The sequence below is a fragment of the Helicobacter sp. T3_23-1056 genome (assembly GCF_053654535.1).
In genome coordinates this window covers 1-22,453 of the sequence record NZ_JBSIUU010000032.1, presented here as the reverse complement: position 1 = coordinate 22,453, position 22,453 = coordinate 1, and the positions used below count along the sequence as shown (strand labels likewise).

General features: G+C 40.6%; 22 protein-coding genes. 20 read left to right on the top strand and 2 right to left on the bottom strand.

Annotated elements, in window-relative coordinates; translation table 11 throughout:
• Positions 1-301: 301 nt before the first annotated feature.
• Positions 302-508: a hypothetical protein gene (locus ACWIUO_RS12095; protein ID WP_454178145.1), complete on the bottom strand. Its 207-nt coding sequence runs from the start codon at positions 506-508 to the stop codon at positions 302-304.
• A gap of 234 nt (positions 509-742) precedes the next feature.
• Between ACWIUO_RS12095 and ACWIUO_RS12090 the strand changes: the two genes are divergently transcribed.
• From ACWIUO_RS12090 to ACWIUO_RS12035, 12 genes are all read left to right on the top strand, one after another.
• Positions 743-925 carry a hypothetical protein gene (locus tag ACWIUO_RS12090; RefSeq protein ID WP_454178144.1) on the top strand — a complete coding sequence of 61 codons (183 nt, stop codon included), beginning with the start codon at positions 743-745 and terminating at the stop codon, positions 923-925.
• A 150-nt stretch (positions 926-1,075) separates the two neighbouring features.
• Positions 1,076-1,201, top strand: coding sequence for a hypothetical protein (locus ACWIUO_RS12085; RefSeq protein WP_454178143.1), 126 nt, complete (start codon positions 1,076-1,078; stop codon positions 1,199-1,201).
• A gap of 57 nt (positions 1,202-1,258) precedes the next feature.
• Positions 1,259-1,801, top strand: a complete 543-nt coding sequence (pseH, locus tag ACWIUO_RS12080; RefSeq protein ID WP_454178142.1) for a UDP-4-amino-4,6-dideoxy-N-acetyl-beta-L-altrosamine N-acetyltransferase — start codon at positions 1,259-1,261, stop codon at positions 1,799-1,801.
• Between the two features lie 53 nt (positions 1,802-1,854).
• Complete coding sequence (locus ACWIUO_RS12075; protein ID WP_454178141.1) at positions 1,855-3,150, top strand: N-acetylneuraminate synthase family protein; 1,296 nt, start codon at positions 1,855-1,857, stop codon at positions 3,148-3,150.
• A 57-nt stretch (positions 3,151-3,207) separates the two neighbouring features.
• Positions 3,208-4,485 carry a UDP-N-acetylglucosamine 1-carboxyvinyltransferase gene (gene murA / locus ACWIUO_RS12070; RefSeq protein WP_454178140.1) on the top strand — a complete coding sequence of 426 codons (1,278 nt, stop codon included), beginning with the start codon at positions 3,208-3,210 and terminating at the stop codon, positions 4,483-4,485.
• A 33-nt stretch (positions 4,486-4,518) separates the two neighbouring features.
• A complete protein-coding gene (locus ACWIUO_RS12065) occupies positions 4,519-5,433 on the top strand; it encodes an AEC family transporter (RefSeq protein ID WP_454178139.1) in 915 nt (304 codons plus the stop codon).
• Between the two features lie 97 nt (positions 5,434-5,530).
• Positions 5,531-7,915 carry a DNA methyltransferase gene (locus ACWIUO_RS12060; RefSeq protein ID WP_454178138.1) on the top strand — a complete coding sequence of 795 codons (2,385 nt, stop codon included), beginning with the start codon at positions 5,531-5,533 and terminating at the stop codon, positions 7,913-7,915.
• A gap of 19 nt (positions 7,916-7,934) precedes the next feature.
• Positions 7,935-8,201 carry a hypothetical protein gene (locus ACWIUO_RS12055; protein WP_454178137.1) on the top strand — a complete coding sequence of 89 codons (267 nt, stop codon included), beginning with the start codon at positions 7,935-7,937 and terminating at the stop codon, positions 8,199-8,201.
• 394 nt (positions 8,202-8,595) lie between these two features.
• Positions 8,596-9,816, top strand: coding sequence for a tetrahydrodipicolinate N-succinyltransferase N-terminal domain-containing protein (locus ACWIUO_RS12050; protein WP_454178136.1), 1,221 nt, complete (start codon positions 8,596-8,598; stop codon positions 9,814-9,816).
• A 133-nt stretch (positions 9,817-9,949) separates the two neighbouring features.
• On the top strand, positions 9,950-10,996 hold the full coding sequence (gene hemE, locus ACWIUO_RS12045; protein ID WP_454178135.1) for a uroporphyrinogen decarboxylase: 1,047 nt from the start codon (positions 9,950-9,952) through the stop codon (positions 10,994-10,996).
• Between the two features lie 123 nt (positions 10,997-11,119).
• Entirely contained in the window at positions 11,120-12,283 is a 1,164-nt protein-coding gene (locus tag ACWIUO_RS12040) for an asparaginase (RefSeq protein WP_454178134.1), read from the top strand.
• Between the two features lie 303 nt (positions 12,284-12,586).
• Positions 12,587-12,892, top strand: a complete 306-nt coding sequence (locus ACWIUO_RS12035) for a hypothetical protein (protein WP_454178133.1) — start codon at positions 12,587-12,589, stop codon at positions 12,890-12,892.
• Positions 12,893-13,022: 130 nt separating this feature from the next.
• On the opposite strand, the gene ACWIUO_RS12030 is transcribed toward ACWIUO_RS12035, so the two are convergent.
• A complete protein-coding gene (locus ACWIUO_RS12030; protein ID WP_454178132.1) occupies positions 13,023-13,895 on the bottom strand; it encodes an outer membrane beta-barrel protein in 873 nt (290 codons plus the stop codon).
• A gap of 91 nt (positions 13,896-13,986) precedes the next feature.
• Here ACWIUO_RS12030 and ACWIUO_RS12025 point away from each other — a divergent pair, with 91 nt between their 5' ends.
• The 8 genes from ACWIUO_RS12025 (at position 13,987) to ACWIUO_RS11990 (ending at position 22,150) form a co-directional block, all read left to right on the top strand.
• The gene (locus ACWIUO_RS12025; RefSeq protein WP_454178131.1) at positions 13,987-15,162 is read left to right on the top strand and encodes an MlaE family ABC transporter permease; all 1,176 of its coding nucleotides are present in this window, start codon (positions 13,987-13,989) and stop codon (positions 15,160-15,162) included.
• The gene (locus tag ACWIUO_RS12020; RefSeq protein WP_454178130.1) at positions 15,159-15,998 is read left to right on the top strand and encodes an ABC transporter ATP-binding protein; all 840 of its coding nucleotides are present in this window, start codon (positions 15,159-15,161) and stop codon (positions 15,996-15,998) included. Before ACWIUO_RS12025 ends, ACWIUO_RS12020 begins: the two co-directional genes overlap by 4 nt.
• Entirely contained in the window at positions 15,983-16,750 is a 768-nt protein-coding gene (locus ACWIUO_RS12015) for an MlaD family protein (RefSeq protein ID WP_454178129.1), read from the top strand. The genes ACWIUO_RS12020 and ACWIUO_RS12015 overlap by 16 nt, the downstream gene beginning before the upstream one ends.
• On the top strand, positions 16,747-17,430 hold the full coding sequence (locus ACWIUO_RS12010) for a hypothetical protein (protein ID WP_454178128.1): 684 nt from the start codon (positions 16,747-16,749) through the stop codon (positions 17,428-17,430). The genes ACWIUO_RS12015 and ACWIUO_RS12010 overlap by 4 nt, the downstream gene beginning before the upstream one ends.
• A gap of 33 nt (positions 17,431-17,463) precedes the next feature.
• The gene (locus ACWIUO_RS12005) at positions 17,464-18,768 is read left to right on the top strand and encodes an HD domain-containing protein (protein WP_454178146.1); all 1,305 of its coding nucleotides are present in this window, start codon (positions 17,464-17,466) and stop codon (positions 18,766-18,768) included.
• A 72-nt stretch (positions 18,769-18,840) separates the two neighbouring features.
• A complete protein-coding gene (locus tag ACWIUO_RS12000; protein ID WP_454178127.1) occupies positions 18,841-19,059 on the top strand; it encodes a hypothetical protein in 219 nt (72 codons plus the stop codon).
• A complete protein-coding gene (locus ACWIUO_RS11995) occupies positions 19,056-19,436 on the top strand; it encodes a type II toxin-antitoxin system death-on-curing family toxin (protein ID WP_454178126.1) in 381 nt (126 codons plus the stop codon). The genes ACWIUO_RS12000 and ACWIUO_RS11995 overlap by 4 nt, the downstream gene beginning before the upstream one ends.
• Positions 19,437-19,480: 44 nt before the next feature.
• Positions 19,481-22,150 (top strand): hypothetical protein, encoded by a 2,670-nt coding sequence (locus tag ACWIUO_RS11990; protein ID WP_454178125.1) that lies wholly within the window; start codon positions 19,481-19,483, stop codon positions 22,148-22,150.
• Positions 22,151-22,453: the final 303 nt, after the last annotated feature.

Below are 22,453 nucleotides of genomic sequence, written 5' to 3'. Positions count from 1 at the left end.
TTTAGCTTAGTTTGGTTTAGTGTATAATTTGGTTTTGTTTTGTTTGTAGTTTAGTTTAGTGTAATTTGTCTATGTTGTTTAATGTCATTGCGAGCGGATTTTGTAAAATCCGCGTGGCAATCCACTACTTTGTATCATTGTAGTGTTGTTTAGGTTTATTTTGTAGTGAATGCGGTTTTGTTTTTAGTTTAATTGCGTAGCGCGTTGTTTGTTGTATTTATTGCAGGTTGTTTAACTTTGTTTTGTGCATTTTGATTTTGTTTTGCGTAGAGTAGTCTAGCTTTATTTAGTTGTGTTTTGTTTAGTTTTTTGGTTTAGCGTCATTTTGTCTATGTTGTTTTTTATCATTGCGAGAATCTGCATTTCCGTCATTGCGAGCAAATGCGCTAGCATTTGCGTGGCAATCCACAATCACAAATCGCCAAATAATGCTCTTTTGTAGTTTTTTAGTCATAGATTGCCACGAATCGCTAGCGCGATTCTCGCAATGACGAACTAACATTGTCATATTGAGGTTTCGCAAGAGACCGAAATATCTCTATTAAATCGTGGATTTAGAGATATTTCGCTTTTTTGTAAAAAATCTTAAGTATGGCAAAAATAGATTACCACGCATTGCATTAAAAAGCAATGCTTACAATGTCGGCAGTAAAATATCAAAGAACCCACCCCCTTAGTCCCCCTCCGCAAGGGAGGGGGAAAATCACTTTGTCATTACTAGAATCTACAACTTAAAAAAAAATTGCAAAATCTGCAATCCACACATTTTGTCATTGCGAGCAAATGCGCTAGCATTTGCGTGGCAATCCACAATCACAAATTACCAAATAACGCTTTTTTGCGATTTTTAGTCATAGATTGCCACGAATCTACAATTTCTTACAAAATTGCAGACTCTCGCAATGACAGCAAAACGACAAAATGATAAAAAAGTAGAATCATATTAGATTGCCACGCTCGCGCTTACGCGCTCGCTCGCAATGACGACATAGCGTATATGTCATTGTCATATTGAAGGCGTAGCCCGAAATGTCTCTAAATTATAGATTGCCACGCGCAATAAAATGCGCTCGCAATGACCATTACTAGACTTTCTTGCAACAGCATAGGTGGCAAATTTACCCCTAGATTCTTAAAAACCATTAGTGTTATAATGCTACGATTAAAATCTACCAAACCAGCACTAGCCACGCCAAAATAAAAAAATCACACAAAAGCACGCAAACCCCAAAAACCACCCACAAAAGGCTTCTCCCAAATGGCAAAAAATTTTTTGCACAACGGCATTTATGCCCTAGATTTTACGCTGATGGACAAAAAAGATTCTCTCTATGTCCTAGAAATGCGAACTCAGCCCGAAGTAGCGCGATTTATGCTAACTAGCCATATCACTAAAGATGGGCATTTTAATTTCATAAAAGGGCTAAAAAATAACCAAAAAAGCGCGTATTGGCTAGTAAAAAAAAATGACAAGATTTTGGGCGTAGCCTCCCTCTCACGCATAAATCTAACGCACAAAAACGCCTACATTGGAATCTATAAAAATCCGTTTTTAGACGCGCGCGACCAAACAAACCAAGACATAGGCACACAGATTTTGCACACGCTAGAATACATCGCTTTTAGCGAGTTTTGCCTGCATTCACTCCACCTAGAAGTGCTAGAATCAAACACCAAAGCCATAGCTTTTTATGAAAAAAATGGCTATAAATACGGAGGCAAGCTAGAGGATTTTATCTACCGCGATGAGCGATACCACACCGCGCTAATTTATAGCAAAATCACAAATATGAGCTTTTAGCCAGAGCAGTCAAAATAGCCCAAAACAGCCAAAAATACCCAAAGTGAGAACAAATGCCAAACAATACCCCTAAAAATAACCCCACAAAAAAAGCCCTAAAACCACCCCTTCTAGTCGCCGAAATCTCCGCAAACCACAACCAAAATCTATCCCTTGCCCTCCAAACCATACAATCCGCCAAAAACGCGGGAGCAGATTTTGTCAAAATCCAAACTTACACGCCAGATTCCCTCACTATCGATTCTAGCGCGTCATATTTTCGCATAAATAGTGGCACAAAATGGGACGGAGAAACACTCTATGAGCTATACAAAAAAGCCTACACGCCATTTGAATGGCACAAAGAGCTTTTTGCGCACGCTCGCGCACTTGGAGTGGGGATTTTTAGCTCGCCTTTTTGTGCGCGTGGAGTGGAGCTACTAGAGGGCTTAGACTGCCCGATGTATAAAATCGCTAGCTTTGAAATCACCGACATTGCCCTAATCTCCCTTGTAGCTAGCACAAAAAAGCCCATCATCATATCCACAGGCATCGCCACGCACGCCCTTATTTTAGACGCGCTAGATGCGTGCTACAAGGCTGGAAATAGCGATATTACTCTGCTTCATTGCGTGAGTGAATACCCCGCTAGCTTAGAATCTGCACATATTTTAGAAATGCCAAACCTTGCCAAATACGGCACAAAATACGGGCTTAGCGACCACACCATCGGCAGTGGCAAAAAGGGAGAATCTAGCCAAAATCCCCCAAATAACGACAACGCCAATCAAAAATCAAACGCAGTTTTTGATGAATGTGCGGATTTATGCGCGATTTTGGCTGCAAGTCTAGGGGCTAGCATCATCGAAAAGCATTTCATCATTTCGCGCAATTTGGGCGGGGTGGATTCTCATTTTAGTATGGAGGAAGCAGAGTTTGCCACTATGGCAAAGCGCGTGCGTGCCGTGCCTGTGGCTATGGGCAAAAATAATGCGCTAGATTTTATCGATTTGCTAAAATCTACAAAGCATTTTAGCGGTGATTTCACGCAAAAACAAAAAAACGCCACACAAAATCTAGCGCAAAATCTATCACACGATTTTAGGCAAGATTTTAAGCAAGATTTTGCGCAGGACTTTGCACGCGATTTTGCGCAAGATTCTAAGCCCAAAAGCCCCTTTGCTCGCTCACTTTTTGTCTGTGAAAACATAAAAAAAGGCGAAAATCTAAGCACAAAAAATATCCGCTCTATCCGCCCTAGCAACGGACTTTTGCCAAAATATTTGCCACAGATTTTAGGACGCAAAGCAGTGCGAAATCTAAAAAGAGGCGAGCCACTAAAAATCGGGGATTTTGAGGGGGATTTATAAACGGCAAACACAAAATCAAAACAACGCCAAAAACCCAAAACCACAAAAGGAGCAAAAATGGATTATCTAAAAATAGAGCAAAGCAAAGCCCTAAAAGGACAAGTATCAATTTCAGGCGCAAAAAACGCCGCCCTTCCCCTGCTATGCGCCACCCTGCTAGCAAAAAATGAAGTAACCATAAGCAATATCCCAAATGTCGCAGATGTAAAGACTTTGGCAAAACTTTTGGAGCATTTGGGGTGCAATATGGAGTGGCTAGATTCTCATTGTGCGAAAATTCAAGCCCATCACATTATCCACACAAAAGCGATTTATGACATTGTCCGAAAGATGCGCGCGTCTATCCTCGTGCTAGGACCGCTTCTAGCGCGTATGCGCCAATGCGAAGTAAGCCTGCCCGGGGGCTGTGCGATAGGGGCGCGTCCTGTGGATTTGCACATAGCGGCTATGGAAAAAATGGGCGCAAAAATCTCCATAAAAGAGGGCTATATCGTAGCTAGCGCGCCAAAAGGGCTAAAAGGCGCAAAAATCGTATTTGATAAAATCACCGTTACAGGCTGTGAAAATGTGCTTATGGCAGCAGCATTAGCAAAAGGCAAAACCCAAATCATAAACGCCGCTAGAGAGCCAGAAGTGGTGCAGCTATGCGAAGTGCTAGCAAATGCGGGCGTAGAGATAGATGGCATAGGTAGTGATGTGCTAGAAGTGCGCGGAGTGGAGGGGGAGACATTAGGGCTAAAAGATTTTAGCGTTATCCCCGATAGAATCGAAGCAGGGACATATCTATGCGCAGGTGCTATCACAAATAGCCACATAAGCATAACCAATGCAAACGCCTCCCACCTCCAAGCCGTGCTAGACAAACTAAAAGAAATCGGCTTTGGCATAGAATCCACACAGCATAAAGATGGCGATACCATAAGCATTTTGCCCGCAAGTGAAATGCGTAGCTTTGAGGTAACCACCGCAGAATTTCCCGCATTTCCCACCGATATGCAGGCACAATTTATGGCATTAGCCACGCAGTGCAGTGGCACAAGCTCCATAGAAGAGAGGCTATTTGAAAATCGCTTTATGCACATAAGCGAGCTAAAAAGACTAGGTGCAAATATCCGTCTAAAAGGCAACACCGCCCTTATCAAAGGAAAATCAAACCTAGTAGGCGCAGATGTGATGGCGACAGATTTGCGCGCTTCTAGTGCGCTAGTGTTAGCAGGGCTAGTAGCCGATGGGCAGACCCGCGTGCATCGTATCTACCACCTAGATAGAGGCTATGAATCCTTAGAATCCAAATTAAGCACATTAAGCGCAAATATCCTCCGCGCAAGTGAATAAAATCGTATAAAAAACACAAATCAAAGGATAAATATGCTAGTAGCAATTTATAGCATTTTGCTGTTTATATTTCTAGGATATTTTGCCAAAAGAGCGCGTATGCTAGGCAATCGTCAAGGCAATATCTTGCTAGGATTTTTGCTAAATTTTGCCCTGCCAAGCGCGATTTTTAAGGGCGTATATCACGCACAAATTGACATAGGGCTAATTTTTACGCTACTAGGTAGCCTTATTTGCTCGATTTTAGGGGCGTTGCTTGTGCTAGGTTTTGCGCATTTTGTATTGCGCGCTAGCAGAGAAGTCGCTATCACTATGGCGTTTTTAGCGTGCCTGCATAATACCCTGTTTTTAGGCGTGCCTATGGTGGATGGCGCGCTAGGGAGCGAAGCTGCGCACAACGCGATTTTATATGACCAATTTTGCACGGGATTGCCCCTAGCGATACTTACCCCTATGATGATGAGTTTAGGTGGTAGGGGTAGTTTTAATATCCGCGCTATTTTTATACGACTATTTGCAAATCCGCTGTTTTTGGCGATGCTTAGCGGGTTTGCGCTAAAAGCATTGCCTTTTAGCTTGCCAGAAGAGATTTTTTCCCCCATATATGCGCTAGCGGCGTGTGCTACGCCTGTGGCACTATTTGCCATAGGCGTGCAGCTTAGCTTTGGCGATGTGCGCCTAGAGTGGCAAAAAGCAGGGGTAGTCCTAATCGCTTCAATGCTAGTGATTCCCGCATTTTATTTGTGTGCCTTGCATATTTTTGGGGTTAGCATAAATGCCAATCACAAAATGGCATTGCTAGAATCCTCTATGCCACCGCTTATCAGCTCCGCAGCCGTCATCGCTCGCGCAGGGCTAAACAACAAAATCGCCGTAGCAAGCATTGTTATGGGCATATTTTTTAGCGCGATTAGCACGCCTTTTTGGGTATTTATGGCAGGATTTTGACACTACAAAATCCATCAAAAAAAGCTATAATGCTTTGTTTGATTTTGGGTTTTGCAAATGCGCTAAGCTCACAAAAAGTTTTTATAAGGTTGCCTAAATGTTTGAAAATCCACTAAAAGATTTTGATTTTACGCTTTTGGATAGCGATGAGTTTAAAGAAGACTCCGTGAGAGAGTTTATCATCGCGCCGATTTTGGCGGATTTTGGATTCACTATCAAAAACGACAAAAGCCCACAAAAGCTAGAACTCGTGCTTTCAAAAACGCTCAAAGCCCAAATCCAAATCGGTAGCAACAAAAGCATTGATACGGATTTGACGCCTGATTACTTGCTGTGCGTGGATTCTAAGGCGTATTGCATTTTGGACGCAAAAGCCCCCAAAATCGACATAAATAAAGGTAGCAAGGCGCAAAAGCAGGCGTTAAGCTATATGCTTGCCTTTGAGTGCGAGCTTTACGCGCTATGCAATGGGCGCAAATTTATCGCCTTTAACGCGCAAGGCGTGGTGATTGAAGTGGATTTGACAGAGAAAGAACCCAAAATGCCCGAACTTAAAGAGTTGCTTACCAAGCAAAAAGCACAAAAATCAAACAAAATCCCAAGCAAAAAGCCCGATGAGTGGTATCTTGCGCGTGAGATTCCAAAGCCGATTTTAGAACCCGCAAAGCAAGAGGCAAAGCGACATTTTGGTTGCACGGCGTATTTCACGCGTCAAAGCTGGGATATTGTCGCCCAAAATATCAAAGCATTCACAGATGAGGGCGACATAGTGCTAGATAGTTTTGGTGGCAGTGGCGTTACAGCAATCGAAGCGATGATGAATAATCGCTACGGAATCCACACGGATTTAAACCCGCTAAGTATTTTTATGGTAAAGGCGTTGAGCGCAAAGGTGAATTTAGGGGATTTATACGAGCTAAGCGAAGAGATTTTGAGCGAATTTGAATCGCTCCGCCCCAAAAATGACAAAGAAGCAAAAGCATTGCTAAAAGGTGCAAAATACTATCCAAATGCCATTGACAAAGAGTTTGGCGAAGTGGCAACGACAAAAATGCAAGATTCTACGCTATGGATTCCCAAAGATGAGCCATTATTATGGACTACCAAAGGGCTAGATTCACTATATCAACTTTTTAGCCCCAAACAACTAGCCGAACTTGCCATTTTGCGAAAGCTGATTTTGCGAAAAACTACCAAACAAAAAGAAATGCGCTATTCGCTACTTTTGGCGTTTTATAATACTTTAAGCATAATAAATCTAACTTATCGCTCCACTAAGACAGGCGGGGGGAACAATTTTGCATTTTATTATAGATATAAACTTGAAAAGAAGCCTTGTTTTTTAGACACCGCAAAAACATTTAAAAATAAAGTTAAACTTGTCATAAGGGGTAAAAAAGAATTAGAAAACTCACCATATTTTTATAATGCGTATTTTGAGCCATTGCAACGAGTGATAAAAAATTTTGAAGGTGCAATGTTAAGCAAAAGAGAGAATCTAGACAAAATAGATTCGCTAGAATCCAAAACAAACGGCGAGAGGATTTTCCAAGCAGACGCGACAAATTTAAAAGAAATAGAATCTCAAAGCATAGATTTTATCTACACTGACCCACCTTATGGGGCAAAGATTCCCTACTTAGATTTAAGCACAATGTGGAATGTGTGGCTTGATTTGCCTGTGGATTTGGCAACGCGCGAAAAAGAGTGCATAGAAAAAGGTAGCTTAAACAAAACAAGCAACGAATATTATGACTTAATGGAAAAAAGCCTAAAAGAAATGTTTAGAGTGTTAAAATATAATCGTTGGCTTGTGTTTGTATTTCAACACCAAGATGTGCGATTATGGCAAACATTAAGAACAAGTGCGCAAAATGTCGGCTTTGAGCATATTTATACATTGCGACAAAGTAATGGGCAGCAAACAATGAAACAGCGACAATTTGCCGCAACTATGGTAAGTGGGCAATTACTCGTATATTTTCGCAAAGTCAAAAAAGCTGGTGCAGAAGTGATAAGTCCGCTTAATGAAAAATCCTTAGTGCAATGTGCCAAAGAATATATTATGGAAAATAATGGCGCAAGTTTTGCTGAAATCAATGATTTGCTCGTTACAAAGGCTATGAATGAGGGATTTTTGGACGAATATTTAGAGATAAATGATATAAAGCAATTTGTCTTGCAACATTTTGAATATGATAAAGAATCGAAAAAATATCATTGCATAGAAGCGCAAGAGCCAAGCATTCCGCTTGATAAAAAGACAAAATATTTTCTTATCAATTATTTTAACAAATGCAAAAAAGAGGGCAAACCCGCGCTTTTTAGCGATATTTGCTATGAAGTGATTCCTAAACTTGTAAATGGCGTAACCCCCGATAATCGCTACATAAAAGAGATTTTACAAGAAATTGCAGTTGTGGCAGATAATAAAACAGGCGAATGGAAACTAAAATCCAAAAATCCAAATTTATTTGATTAAAATCCAAAAGGAAGTAAAAATGGCAAAGAAAAATGAAATAATAGACCTTGCAAAATTAAGTGGCTTTGAATTGCTAATCTATGGAATAATGAAAAACCTTGAGGATAAGGGCGAAAAACTGACTTTGGAAAATATCCATTCTAAAGCAGTGGAATATGTGCTAAAACATAGACCAAATTTTGAGGGCAATACTGATACGATTAAAACGCTAAAAAAGATTGCATTAGATGACAAAACCACAGGCGAATGGAAACTAAAACCTGTTGAGTGTAATTTACAAAAATAGATTCACGCGAATTGATAAAAATCACAAATCTTGCAATGATAGCGTTGAGCGATTTGCCTTTTTTGGTTTTGCCACAAATCAAAAAACGATAACTAACTATTAGTTTTTGACAGGTAAATAAAAAACTAAAATCAAAAAAACCTATAAAAAATCCTAGCCCATTGCCCATTTGATAAAATCCAAAATCTAAAAAACCCCAAAATCCACAAACCAAACGCAAAAACAATGTCTAATAAAATCATTAAAACCAAACCAACTACACCAAGACCAAATTTTACGCTACAATTCTGTTTTTGCAAAGCAAGCGACAAAAAGGCAAAATAAGCAAAAACGCTACAAAATCAAAGCGTAAATCCGCGACACAAATAACCTAAAAAATCCAAAAGGAGCAAAAATGAGCAAACTAGATGAGTTTAAAGAATTTGTATCAGAAGTGCAAAAAGAAAAAGGCTACAAAGCCCCGCTAGGCTTTGGTATCGCTAGACTTGAATATGGGCAAAAAAGTGGCACGGTGCTAAGTGCGACTTATCCTACGATAAATTGGGGTGGGGAAAATCTAGGAAGCTATGCCGTCCTGCTAGAAGCAGCCCGCCGCTCAAACCTCATCACAGAGAGTGAAAATGAAGCCCTCTATGAAGTCAATGAAGCCTTTATCCACAAGGCTTTGGAGCTGTATGAGCCGTTTTTAAGCGAAGCTCTAAACGACCCAAATTCTCACAAAAATATCCAAGTGATTTTAGCCCTGCGCGAAGCTATGGCACAATCCAAACTGCGCGATTCTAGGGGGGTAGAGAAGTTTAGATTTTGCGTGGTGTATAAAGATGTGGAGTGCGAGAGCGTGGAGAGTGCGTATATGAAGCTACTTGCCCTCTCTCTTGGCAAAGCCCCCTTGCGCTCTTTGCACCTTGATGGGATTTTTGGGCTACTTAGCAATGTCGCGTGGAGTGGCAACACCCCCTATGAGCTAGAATATCTGCGCGAAAACGAAGTCGCGCTAAAAATCCGTGGCGAGTTTCCGTGTATCGATTTTGTGGATAAATTCCCCCGCTATCTTATGCAAGTAGTCCCACAATATGACAATATCCGCTTGCTAGATTCTGCCAAAACACGCTTTGGAGCGTATCTAGGAAGTGGTGGCTACACACAAATGCCCGGAGCTAGCTATGTGAATTTCAACGCAGGCGCGCTTGGCGCGTGTATGAATGAAGGGCGAATCAGCTCTAGTGTCATCGTAGGCGAGGGAAGCGATGTAGGCGGTGGGGCTAGCATACTAGGCGTGCTTAGCGGGGGAAATAGCGCGCCAATTAGCATCGGCAAAAACTGCTTGCTAGGCGTAAATAGCTCTACAGGCATAAGTCTAGGCGATGGCTGCATAGTCGATGGTGGCATAGCCGTGCTAGCAGGGACGATATTTAGAATCGACAAGGCAGAAGCAGAGAAAATCGCAGAGGCAAATGAGCAAAACGGCGGATTTAAAATCAATGATAACTCGCTATACAAAGGCAGGGAGCTAAGCGGAAAAAATGGCGTGCATTTTAGGCAGGATTCTAAAAGCGGGCAAATGATAGCGTTTCGCTCCAATCGCAAAATCGAGCTAAACAAAAATCTGCATTAAAATTTTTTGAATATTTTGAAGTTTTTAAAATATTTTGCATAAATCGTTTGGGCTAGTTTTTGGAAAAAAGATTTTGCCAAAAACTACGAACCCTCAAAACCCAAATTTATAAAACTACGCTAAGGACTAAACAATGATTTTCATCGATGCGTGTTTCCGCAAAGATACGCCATATACGCCTATATGGCTTATGCGTCAAGCAGGGCGGTATCTAAGCGAATACAAAGCCACTCGCGCCAAAGCAGGTAGTTTTTTGGAGCTTTGCCAAAATGTAGAGCTAGCCACAGAGGTAACCCTCCAACCCATAGAAATCCTAAATGTCGATGCGGCAATCATATTTAGCGATATTTTGGTAGTCCCGCTTGCTATGGGATTGCCTCTTAGCTTTGTCGCGGGAGAGGGACCGCGCTTTTTGCGCGTAGTGCGAGAATCTAGCGATGTAGATTCTCTAAAAATCGGCGCGTATAAGGATTTAGACTATGTCTATGACGCCATTTCTAGCACACGCACAAAATTAGCAAAAGACAAAGCCCTTATCGGCTTTTGTGGCTCTCCTTGGACGCTAGCGACATATATGATAGAGGGCGAGGGGAGCAAGACTTACGCACATAGCAAAAAGCTAGCATACGCAAATCCCACCCTTTTGCACGCGCTTTTATCTAGGCTTAGCGATGAGCTAAGCAACTACCTAAAATCCCAAATCCGCGCAGGCGCAAACGCTGTGCAGATATTTGACTCTTGGGCTGGGGCGTTAGAGCCTAGCGCGTATATGGATTTTAGCTTTAAATATATGCTTGATATAGCGCGCGAAGTCAAAAAAGATTATCCACATATCCCCATTATGCTATTCCCAAAAGGCGTAGGCTCACTGCTAGAAGAAATATCGCAAGAATGCGAGCTAGGCGGTGGAAAATGTTTTGAAGTGTTTGGGGTTGATTGGGGCGTTGGTATGTCTAGGGCAAAAGGGATTTTAGGCGATAAATATGTCTTGCAGGGCAATCTAGAGCCATCACGCCTTTATAATCGCGCTTCTATGGAAGAGGGGGTAGAGGAGATTTTGCGGATTATGGGAAATCGTGCGGGGCATATTTTTAATCTAGGGCACGGAATGTTGCCTGATTTGCCACGCGAAAATGCCATAGAGCTAGTCAAAATGGTGCAAGAAAAAACCAAACGATAAACGCCCTATCTATAAAAATCCGTAAAAAATTCGTAAAAAAAAACCTCAAAAGTCCTAAAAAAATCCCACAAAACCCAGCAAAATCCACAAAGCCTACAAAAATAAAAAGAAAGCAAAATCTAAATGCAAGATTTTACACCACATATCCTTATCATCGCCACAGGAGGCACGATAGCTGGGCAAAGCACCGCTTGCGATACAACCCCCCACAAAAAGCACGAACAACCCAAAAAACACAAAAAACACAGCCAAAATCAATACCGCGCAGGCGTGCTACACATAGATAAGATTTTAGATTCTTTGCATTTGCTAGATTCTACTTACCCTGCGCTAAAAGCACGCATCAGCACCAAACAGCTTGCAAATATCGATAGCGCGGATATGAATGACAAAATATGGCTAAAACTCATAAAAGAGATAAAAAAGGCTATCCCCACTAATGCCACCAAGACAAACACGCAATCTAACCAAATCGATGGCATAGTCATCACGCACGGCACGGACACGCTAGAAGAGAGCGCGTATTTTTTGCACCTTTGTATGAGCGCGTTTGGCACAAAATCCACAACAAAATCTACACCACAATTTGGCGTGCAAAAATCCCCCATACCAATCATCTTAACAGGGGCTATGCGCCCTTTTGACGCGTTAGATTTTGATGGGGCGCAAAACCTCTATGACGCCATTTCTCTAGCTTGTGAAACCCCCCCAAAAGCCGTAATGGTAGTAATGAATGAAAAAATCTTTTGCCCTAGAGATTTAAGCAAACTCCACACAACCCACATAGACGCCTTTGGAATGAGTAATGACAAAACACTAGGCACGATAAAAAAAGGCAAAGCAACATTTACAGATTTTAGACTCTTTAGCAAGCCAAATGCCAAATCACTCCCCCCGCTAAAATGGCTAAAAATCGCTGATTTGCTCCGCAAAAAACGCCTGCCAAAAGTAGATATTTTGTATTCATATAGCAATGACGCAAGCGCGGTGGCTGCAAAAGCGTTTGTCAAAAATGGCGCACAAGGCTTAGTCATCGCAGGCTCTGGTGCAGGCTCTATCCACAAAGCCCACAAAAAAACCCTAAAAACCCTCATCAAAAAAGGCATAGCAATCGTGGTAAGCTCGCGCATAAATCGTGGCAATGTCGCCCTAAAAGATAGCGATAAAAACGCAGGCTTTATCGACTCAAACGGGCTAAATCCACAAAAAGCACGCGTCCTTTTAGCCCTAGCCCTCATCTACACAAACGACACAGGCAAAATCCAAAAATGTTTTGATAGATTTTGATAATCTAAGAGAATCCGCAATTATTTTTTTACATTTTTTAGATTTTGCCCACTTTTTATGGTTTGCAAATCCGCATTTAAGGGCGTTTCTAAGCATTTGGAAAACTATTTGCTTAAAGCGCGGACATAAAAGACTTGCATAATCAAAAAGAAGCAAACAAGAGGCAAACAAAAACAAAAAGTTACAAAATTTGCCGATAAATTACTTGCAAACAAGTGATTTTTGTAAAGCAAGAATCTTTTATCAAATATTTTTGCTACATTGCCTAAACAAGGCAACAAAACGATAAAAAGGAGTAGTGCTATGGCAGTCTCAACCATCGGCAATATCACATATATCAACCAAAATATGCAAACCACCTCTGCAAACCTCGCAAACGCGACACAAAGGGGGGATTTTGTCCCCCAAGAGTTTGAAAACAAACTAAAAGAAATCGCAGAAGTCCGCCCAACCGAAAACCTGCAAAAAACCGATGAAAATGGCAAAAACGCCAAACAAGATGAGCAAGAAAGAAAAGAAAGGCAAGAAAAAGAGGCAAACAAACAAGAGGGCGCATCTAGCCAAAATCAATCACGCAAAAGCAACGCCCTGCTTGATATTACCATTTAGATTTTTGTGCTTAGATTTTGCGTTTTTTGTGTTTATTTGCGCTCACATTTTTTGTGCTTGCATTTTTGTGCCTTAGATATGGTTAGCAAAACAACATTTTACAAAGCAAACACCCAAAATCTAATCAAATCTAAAAAGTGTAGCTATACTGCCCAAATGCTAGCACCGCGCTACTAAAATCTTGCACACTTCTAGCAGGGATAAACCGCCCGATGATATTTAAGCGATTGTGCCGCAAAAACGATAGAGAAACGCCCATTTCCATATAAAATCCACCGCTTTTTTGCATCGTTTTAAGAGAGCTAAAATCCCTTTTATCATAATACACATACCCATCTACACCAAACCCCAAAAGCCCCCCCAAAAATGCAGTTTTTTTGCGATTTAGGCTAAATTCTGCTAGGGCGTCAAGCCCTAGAGATACCATACCTAGCACCCCCTCATATCGCCCAAACCCCACATCAGCACTCACATACCCCCGCACACCGATATATGGCGTAAAAAAGCTATGCACCCCAAAGCTAACCCCAAAAGTAGGAATCCACTCAAGCCTGTTATACGCTTCTAATACATTTGCCCCCCCGCTTACCGCCACAAAATAGCCATTTTTACGCTTGGTAGTGGCGATTTGCTCTTTGATATACTCGCATAGCTCGTTGCACGATTCGGTTTGGATTTTGGATTTTGTATCGTTTGTATCTGCTTTTTTAGACAAATCATCTTGTGGCAAATCATAAGACAAACTACCAAAATCCACATTTTGGATTTTGCCATCTTTTTTCGCCTCTTTTTTGTTCGCTTCTGTCTTTATAATCGCTTTTTGTTCAGCCTCTTTTGCATTTGTCGTATCGGCTAGATTGCCCTCTTTTAGATTTGTCGCTCCCACAGGCATAGCACACGATACAAAAATCATAAAAATCCCCACGCACTCTAGCCAAAATCTTTTGACATTGATTCTAAATGCGAAAAAATCTATGCAGTATATTTTGCGCTGGTTTGTCAAGTTTAGCCCTTTAAAAGTGTATAATATTTGTTTTTTACCACAAGCTATCAAAATCACAAAAAATAGATTCTATCCAAATAAGGTTTATATAATGACACCAAAAGTCCACTTGCCACAACTCCGCGTCATTGAAACCCAAAAAAGCATTATTTTAGATGGCTGTTGGGATTTTCGCACCCCAAAATCTAAGCTAGAATCGCTAAAAAAAGCCCTCCAAGGCGACATAGAATCTATCGAATTTGACAAAGATTGCGCCATAGATTTTGTATTTGGGACATTTTTGATTCAGCAAATCTACGCTTTTGCGTATCTAAAATCCCCAAACCCATCGACAAATACACATAAAATCCCCCGCATAATCGCCCAAAATCATATCAAACAAATCTTGCAAAATTGCGAAAATATGCGCATCAAAAAACCGCGCACATTCTCTAGCCTTTTTCGCGTGTATTTGCGCGGGGCAAGGCGATTTGGACGCAGAAGCATAAAAAATCTAGGCAAATTTGTTTATACATTTAGCCAAAGTTTTATTGATTTTATCAATTTTGTGGGAATGACTTTTTATTTTCTTGGGCTTTGTATTTGGAAGCGCGAGATTAGATTTACCCCGCTTTTTTATCATATCAACGAATCTGGCTTTAAAGCATTGCCTGTTAGCTTGCTTACCGCCTTTATCGCGGGCTTTGCGATTGGTTTGCAGGGCGCAGTGCAACTAGAAAATCTAGGCACACCGCTTATGAGCGTAGAGACGGTGGCAAAACTATCTTTGCGTGAAATGGGACCTTTTATCCTAGCCCTTGTCATCGCGGGGCGCAGTGCTTCTAGCTTCACCGCTGAAATCGGCGTTATGCGACTAACCGAAGAGCTAGATGCGATGAAAACGATGGGATTTAACCCCGTAGTTTTTTTGGTGATTCCGCGATTTTTGGCATTGGTGATTATTATGCCATTTTTGGTGTTTTTAGCCGATGCGATGTCGCTTTTGGGCGGTATGCTTGCCGTATTTGCGCAAGTGGGCATAGGGTTTAATGCGTGGATTGAGAGATTTTATGAGACGGTGGATTTTAGTCATTTTTTAATCGGTGTGATAAAAGCTCCATTTTTTGGTGCGGCTATCGCGCTGGTTGGGTGTTTTAGGGGATTTTGCATACGCGAAAATACCCAAGAGCTAGGGCAGGCGACCACCATTAGCGTGGTAAATGCGCTGTTTTGGTGTATCACTATTGATGCGATATTTTCATTTATCACCGCAAGGCTAAATATATGAAGCAAAAATCACAAGAGCAAAATCTGCTAGATTTATCGCAAAATTCTAACAATGATTCTGCCAAAGATTTGGGACAAAAAACACCCATAATCGAAGTGCAAAATCTCTGCACCTCTTATGGCAATCGCCTAATCCACGATAATATCAGCTTTGAGATTTATAAAAATGAGATTTTTGGGATTTTGGGTGGGAGTGGCAGTGGCAAATCTACTTTGCTAAAAACGATGGTGCTTCTCCAGCCCCCACAAAGTGGTGAGGTAAAAATCTTTGGCAGAAACATTTGGAAGCTAAAAAGCCCTACTTATTTTCTAAATCATTGTGGCGTGCTATTTCAGTTTGGTGCGCTATATAGCTCGCTCACAGTGCTTGAAAATGTGGGGATTTTGCTTGAAGAGTATAGCGACTACCCAAAATCCACCATCAAAGAAATCGCAAAATCCCTAATCGCAAAAGTAGGCTTAGAGCCAAGCGCATATCATCTCTACCCCTATGAGCTAAGCGGGGGAATGAAAAAACGCGTGGGGCTTGCCCGCGCGCTTGCGCTAAATCCACAGATACTATTCCTAGATGAGCCTACAAGCGGGCTAGACCCCGCAGGCGCACAAAAGCTAGATGAGCTTATCTGCCACCTCCAAGATGAATTGAGTATGACGATTGTTATGGTGTCGCACGATTTGGATTCTGTGCGCGATACGACAAATCGATTTTTAATGCTAAAAAATGGTAAAATAGAGTTTTTGGGAAATCTAAAAGAGCTAAAAAACAACATACATTCTCTATCAAGTGAAAATCTATTTTTTAGCAACAGAGGAGAGAGACTATGGAAAGACGCATAAATTATTTGCTTATAGGTGGTATATTTTTTGCCGTGATTGTGGCGTTAATCGCGTTTATAATGTGGTTTGGGAGGCTCGGTATGAGTAATGATGAGCGATATGCCAAATACTTTATCCAAACCAATTATGACATTTCAGGCATAAGTGCCAAAACGCCCATAAAATACAAAGGCATAAGCATAGGCATCGTAGAATCTATCGCGTTTGATTCTAGCAAAGTAGGCGTAGTCAAGCTAAATCTGCTCATCGACAAATCTATCCCCATAGCCAAAGGCTCAAGCCTTATGATTGATTCTCAAGGGCTAGCAGGGCTAAATTATCTATCGCTAAAGCAAAATCCAGCAGGCGATATTATCACTAGCAATGATGAGCCACGATTAGAGCTAGAGCAGGGGTTTTTTGGGAAGCTAAGCGATAAGGCAGATGAGGCGTTAAAAGAAGTCGCAAACGCGCTAAAAGGCGTGGATTCTCTGCTAAATGAGGACAATATTTATAACATTAACCGCACGCTTTTTTCGCTAAACAAAGCAAGCGCAGAAATCGCCGAGCTAAGCAAAAATCTAAATGAGCGCGTGCAAAATGGGCAATACGACATAAAAGACATACTAAGCCCCACACTTCGCCAAAGTCAAAAGACTTTGCAAAATCTAGATTCTACGATTCAAAAAGCTAGCAACTTGATTGATAAATTTAACGCAAATCCTTATTCTACGCTATTTGGCGAGCAAAAATCAAATGGGAGAAACAAATGAACTTCAAACTTTATAAAATCTGCTTTTTTAGATTTTGTGGATTTATTAGCGCACTCATTGCTATTTCTAGCTTGCAAGGTTGCTTTGATATAAAGATAAAAACCCAAACGCCAAGTGTGGGGTATTATTCCCTGCCAAGCGTGATAACGGCTAGAGATTGCGCGGAGTTTTTGGCGATGCGCTTAGAAGTGGAGGTAGCAAGCGAATTTAACACGACAAATATTTTTATCGAAGGGGCAAATGGACGCATAGAGCCGCTCAAAGATTCTGCGTGGCTAGATTTGCCCTCAAACCTTATCAAAACTTCGCTAGAGACAAAGGCACAATCCAAATGTATCGCCCTAAGTAGCACCAATGTCGATAGCAAAAACCCCCTCTTGCAAGTCAAAATTTTTAGCTTTGGTATCAACAAAATCAACGATAGCCTAGTAGCGAGCGCGAATATGAATATCCGCTTATCGCACGATTTGCCCCAAAATCCACAGGCTAAAAAAAATGAGCTAAATACAAATATCCACACAAAAATCGAGGTAGCGCACGCCACAAACACAGGCGGGGCAAGCGACACAGATGCGCAGATTTTGGCTATCAAAAACGCGCTTGATAAAGCACTAGAGCAAAGCATAGAGCGCGTAAATAGCGCACTTAGCGCATCTAGCACACCAAAAACCACAAAGTGATACGCCTAAAATCAAAAAAAGGATTTTATGCCAATGCTTACCGACACAACAACACCTGCCAACACCAAAACCCTAGCCAAATCCCTAAAATCCCCGCGACTAAAAACCTCCCTCTTGCGCAAAATCTTTACCGCTGCTTCCATACGGCGGTGGAATGACCAAGCCTGCCCTGTGGAGTTTGTCGAGCTAGATAAGCAGGCACACAAAATGGTGATTGCCTACTTGCTTGCGCGCTATGAGGAGCATTTCCATAACGCTAAAATCGATTGGGAGCGGCTCATATTGCAGTTTTGCTATGAGTTTTTTGAGCGCGTGATTCTCACAGACATTAAGCCCCCTGTGTTTCATAAGCTAATCACTAGACACAATAAAGAGCTGGTGAAATTTACTTTGGCAAATCTAGAATCTGATTTGGGTGCATATCAGTTTTTTGAAAATATGGGCGAGTATCTCACCTCTAGCGAGCATATCTCTAGCGAAAACACCCACGCCACCCAAAATCCAAATCAAGTGGCGCGGGGCAAATCTTTGGAGAGCGAGATTTTGCAAGCGGCGCATTATTACGCGTCAAAATGGGAATTTGACATTATTTATCATTTTAACACCAAAATGTATGATGTAGAAAATATCAAAAAAATCATCGATAAGCAAGTCGAGGGGCATTATCACCTAGCGGGAATGCAGCAAATCGCGCTCTATGAAGATGTGAGAGAGATTATCACTATGCTAGGGCAGCTTCGATTTCAAAAGCGATGGAGTCAAACCCCGAGAATCCCCGAAACCTCCGTGCTAGGACACACGCTTGTAGTCGCGCTAAGTGCGTATTTGCTAAGCCTTGATTTAGGCGCGTGCAAAGCTATGCGGATAAATCACTTTCTTTGCGGGCTGTTCCACGATTTGCCAGAAGTGCTAACCCGCGACATAATCTCACCTATAAAGCACAATGTGCTAGGGCTAGATGAATATATAAAGCAAATCGAGCGCGAAGCGGTGGAGGAGAAAATCCTCTCAAAAGTGCCTGAAAATATCAAAGATGATATTGTGTATTTCACGCAAAATGAGTTTGCCAACCGCTACAAAATCGAGTGTTTCGCGCATTATGCAAAATCTAGCGAGGAGATTTTCGCGCAGTTTAACGCTGATGAATACGAGCCAATTTGCGGGGAATTTCTAAAAGCGTGCGACCATTTGAGCGCGTATTTGGAGGCAAAGATTTCTATCGCGCACGGGATTTCTAGCAGGGATTTGGTAGAGGGCGCGCAAGGCATACTAGAAAGACGCGGGAATGAAGTGATAAACGGGCTAGACATAGGTGCGGTGTTTAGGGATTTTGAATAAGAATCTTAGGGTTATAAGATAGCAAAATATTTGGCTATAATGATGAGATTTTAAAATGTAAAGGAGTGCAAGATGACTATCACGCTAGAAAATGTCGATAAACCAATGCTAGAGGCAATACAAAGCGTAATCAAACTAAATCCACGCGTAACATACACTACGCACGATTTTAGCCTAGAATCTGATAATCCTCAAAAAACGCCAAGTGTCAAAGAGGCGATAGATGAGACTATCATAGATTTTCAAAAGCCTCAAAATTATGCGGTATTTGAGAGGTTAAAAGACAAATGAAATACCTCTCACTTGATGATACTATCGCCCTGCACGATAAAATGATAGGTGTAATGGGCGGGCTAAAGGGCTTTGATAAATCACGCGTAGCCTACTTAGAATCCGCCCTAGAGCATATACAAAATGATGATTTTTACCCTAGCTTTTTAGACAAACTCACTCATTTAATCTTTTGTTGCGTGAAATTCCACCCATTTTTAGACGGCAACAAACGAAGTGCGATTCTCATCGCAAGGGTGTTTATAAAAATAAATTATCCGCAAAATCTACCAAATGATTTCTATGCCAAGTTAGAAAATGTCGTGGTAGATGTCGCAAGCGATGAGATGAATAAAGAATCCCTACGCGACTTTTTAGCACAGCTTTTGGGGCTATAATGCTACGATTTATACAACAATTACGATACCACAAAGGCTAGCAAATGCAAACATATTTTCCACTTGATATTAGCGAAGAAGCACTCAAAGCACGCGTAGCACAAGAGTTTTTTGGCGATTTTGCGTATGAGCCGTTTGATAGGGTGGATTTTTGCATCTCTTATCAGCACCAAACGCTTTTTGAGCAGATTAACTTCCTTTGGGCAGAGGCAAAAAAGGGCAAAAGCGAGGATATTTACGCAAGTTTTGTGCAACTAATTTTGACAATAGGCAAAGCAAAATTGCAAGAAATTTTACTACCCCCGTCTTTTTTGGGGGCTTTTGATTGTGAAAAAATAGCGTTTTTGCCCTACTTTGAAATTATGAATGTGTTTTCTCAAAATGATTTTAATTGGAGCGTTACGCCAAGCAACCACAACACAAAAGAGTTTCATCAGCTTTATGCGCAAGTAAAATCTATTATAGAATCTAAAAAATTAGAATTTGATTTTGCCACCCAAAAAGGCGAACTACAAGAGTTTATCGCTAAAAATTTTAGCTTAAACTATGCCCATCTAAACAAAATCCAAATTACAAAAGATAACTTTGTAAATATTTATCTAAAATGGCTAAACCGCGTGCGCGATAGCATTAGCATAGATTTTGATGTGGTAAAGCCCGCCATTATCGATGCGGATTTTTACCTAGCAGACTTGCTAAGCTATAATAACACCCCTACCGAAATCATAGAAAATCTAAGGATTTTGCTAGAAGAGGATACTTACAAAGTCCGCTTAGAAAAAGTAAAAATAAGCTCAAAAATCTTTAAAAATGCTTATACAGATTTTGGGTTTCGCGATGGACAAAAGGCACATAATGCGTTTTGGAATATCTATGATAGACCGCCAAAAGAGGAATTTCAGCAATATATTTTAGAGCGCAGGGATTTGCTTGTCCCAGAGGATATTAGAGAGAGAAAGGGGAGTTTTTTTACCCCTCCACAATGGGTAAAAAAGGCGCAAGAATATTTATTTGATAATCTAAATCAAGATGCGCCTTATTATATTTGGGATTGTGCAGCAGGCACAGGGAACTTGCTAGCAGGGCTAAATCTACCAAATAATCCACTAAGCAAAATCACAGACAAATACAAAATCTATGCAAGCACCATAGATGAATCTGATGTGGATATAATGAAAGAATTTACCAACTTAAAGCAAGAAGTTATAAAACTTGATTTATTGCCAAAGCATATTTTTGCGTTTGATTTTTTAAATGATGATTTTTTTGATATTAAATGCAAGGTGCATTCAAAAGATGATTTTGCAAACCCCCAATGTCCAAACTGCCAACCCTCCAAACTCCCCCAAAGCCTACAAAAAGCTATAAAAAACGAACCGCATAAAATAGTAGTTTTTATCAATCCCCCTTACGCAGAGGCGGCAATCACAATGCAAACCACAGGAAGCAGAAAAAACAAAACCAATGTTTCCAACACAACAGAAATTCACAAAAAATATAAACCACTTATCAAAAAAGCAGCACGAGAACTTTTCGCGCAATTTTTTATAAGAATCCATAATGAGATTCCAAACTGCATTTTAGCTTCGTTTTCTACACTCAAATACATAAATTCTACAAATTTCATAGATTTTCGTAAAATCTTTCGAGCAAAATTTATAAAAGGTTTTATATGTCCAGCAAATTCATTTGATAATGTCAATGGAGAATTTCCCATTGGTTTTCTTGTGTGGAATCTAGGCATAAAAAAACCTATAAAAACAATAAAACTAAATGTTTTTGAATCAACCCAAAAATCTATCGGCAAAAAAACATTCTATGCAGACAAAAAACCAACCCTAAACCAATGGCTTAAAAAATTTTCTACCCAAAGTCGCAAAAATGAAATTTGTGCAATCTGCACCAAAGGCACAGATTTTCAAAATAATAATTTTTGCAATATAGATTTTTGGGATAGCTTAAAAGGCGTTGGCAATGCAAAAGGGATTACAAAATTTAGCGTTCATCAAACTAATTTTCTACCCATTTGCGTATATTTTGCCGTCCGACACGCGATAAAAGCCTCGTGGATAAATGATAGAGACCAATTTTTGTATCCAAATGGCAAATGGCAAAAAGACAAGCAATTTCACAACGATTGTCTTGCTTTCACGCTATTTCACGGACAAAATAAAATCTCAAGCAAAAATGGCATAAATCATTTTATCCCATTTAGTGAATCCCAAGTGGGCGCAAACGAAGTGTTTGATTCTCATTTTATCTATGATTTTATCAATGGCAAGCTACCAGCACAATGCGCCAAAAAATACGAACAATCCCAAATAACTAGCGATGGATTTAGCATTTGTAATATCCCTGATTCTCCGTTAGATTTTAGCAAGGAAGCGCAAGCCGTTTTTAGCGCGGGGTGCGAAATTTGGAAATATTATCACGCGGTTGCACGCGATAAAAAATCCCCACAAAGTCTAGCAAACCCCTACGCCCCCTACAATGCAAATGCAAGCCTCTATGATATAAAAGAGTTTTTCAAAGGACGCAAAAGCGCGACAAATAGCACAAACGCCAATACAAACGCCCAAAAACAAGGCAAACTAAACGCCACAAGCAAAGATGAGAATTTTAACGCCCTTATGTCTAGCCTAAATGAAGCCCTTGAAAACCTCGCCCAAAAAATACAGCCAAAAGTCTATGAATACGGCTTTTTGCTAGAATGACTTAAAGTGATGTTGGCAAAATCTAATTTGCCATTTTATAGATTCCTTTATTGCAAAATTTTGTAAAATTTCATAAAAAACTATTGATAAAATTTGTAAAAATATTAGAATCTTAATTGCAAAAGATTTTAGCAAAAATCCCTTATGCGACTTTTTGGCACAGCTTTTGGCAAAATCTAAACCACAAAGCAACCAACTAACAAAAGGACAAAAATGTATGATTTAACCATACCCGAAGAAGAGCTAAAAAACAAAGTCGCACAGGACTTTTTTTGCGATTTTGATTGCACGCAGATTTTAGGT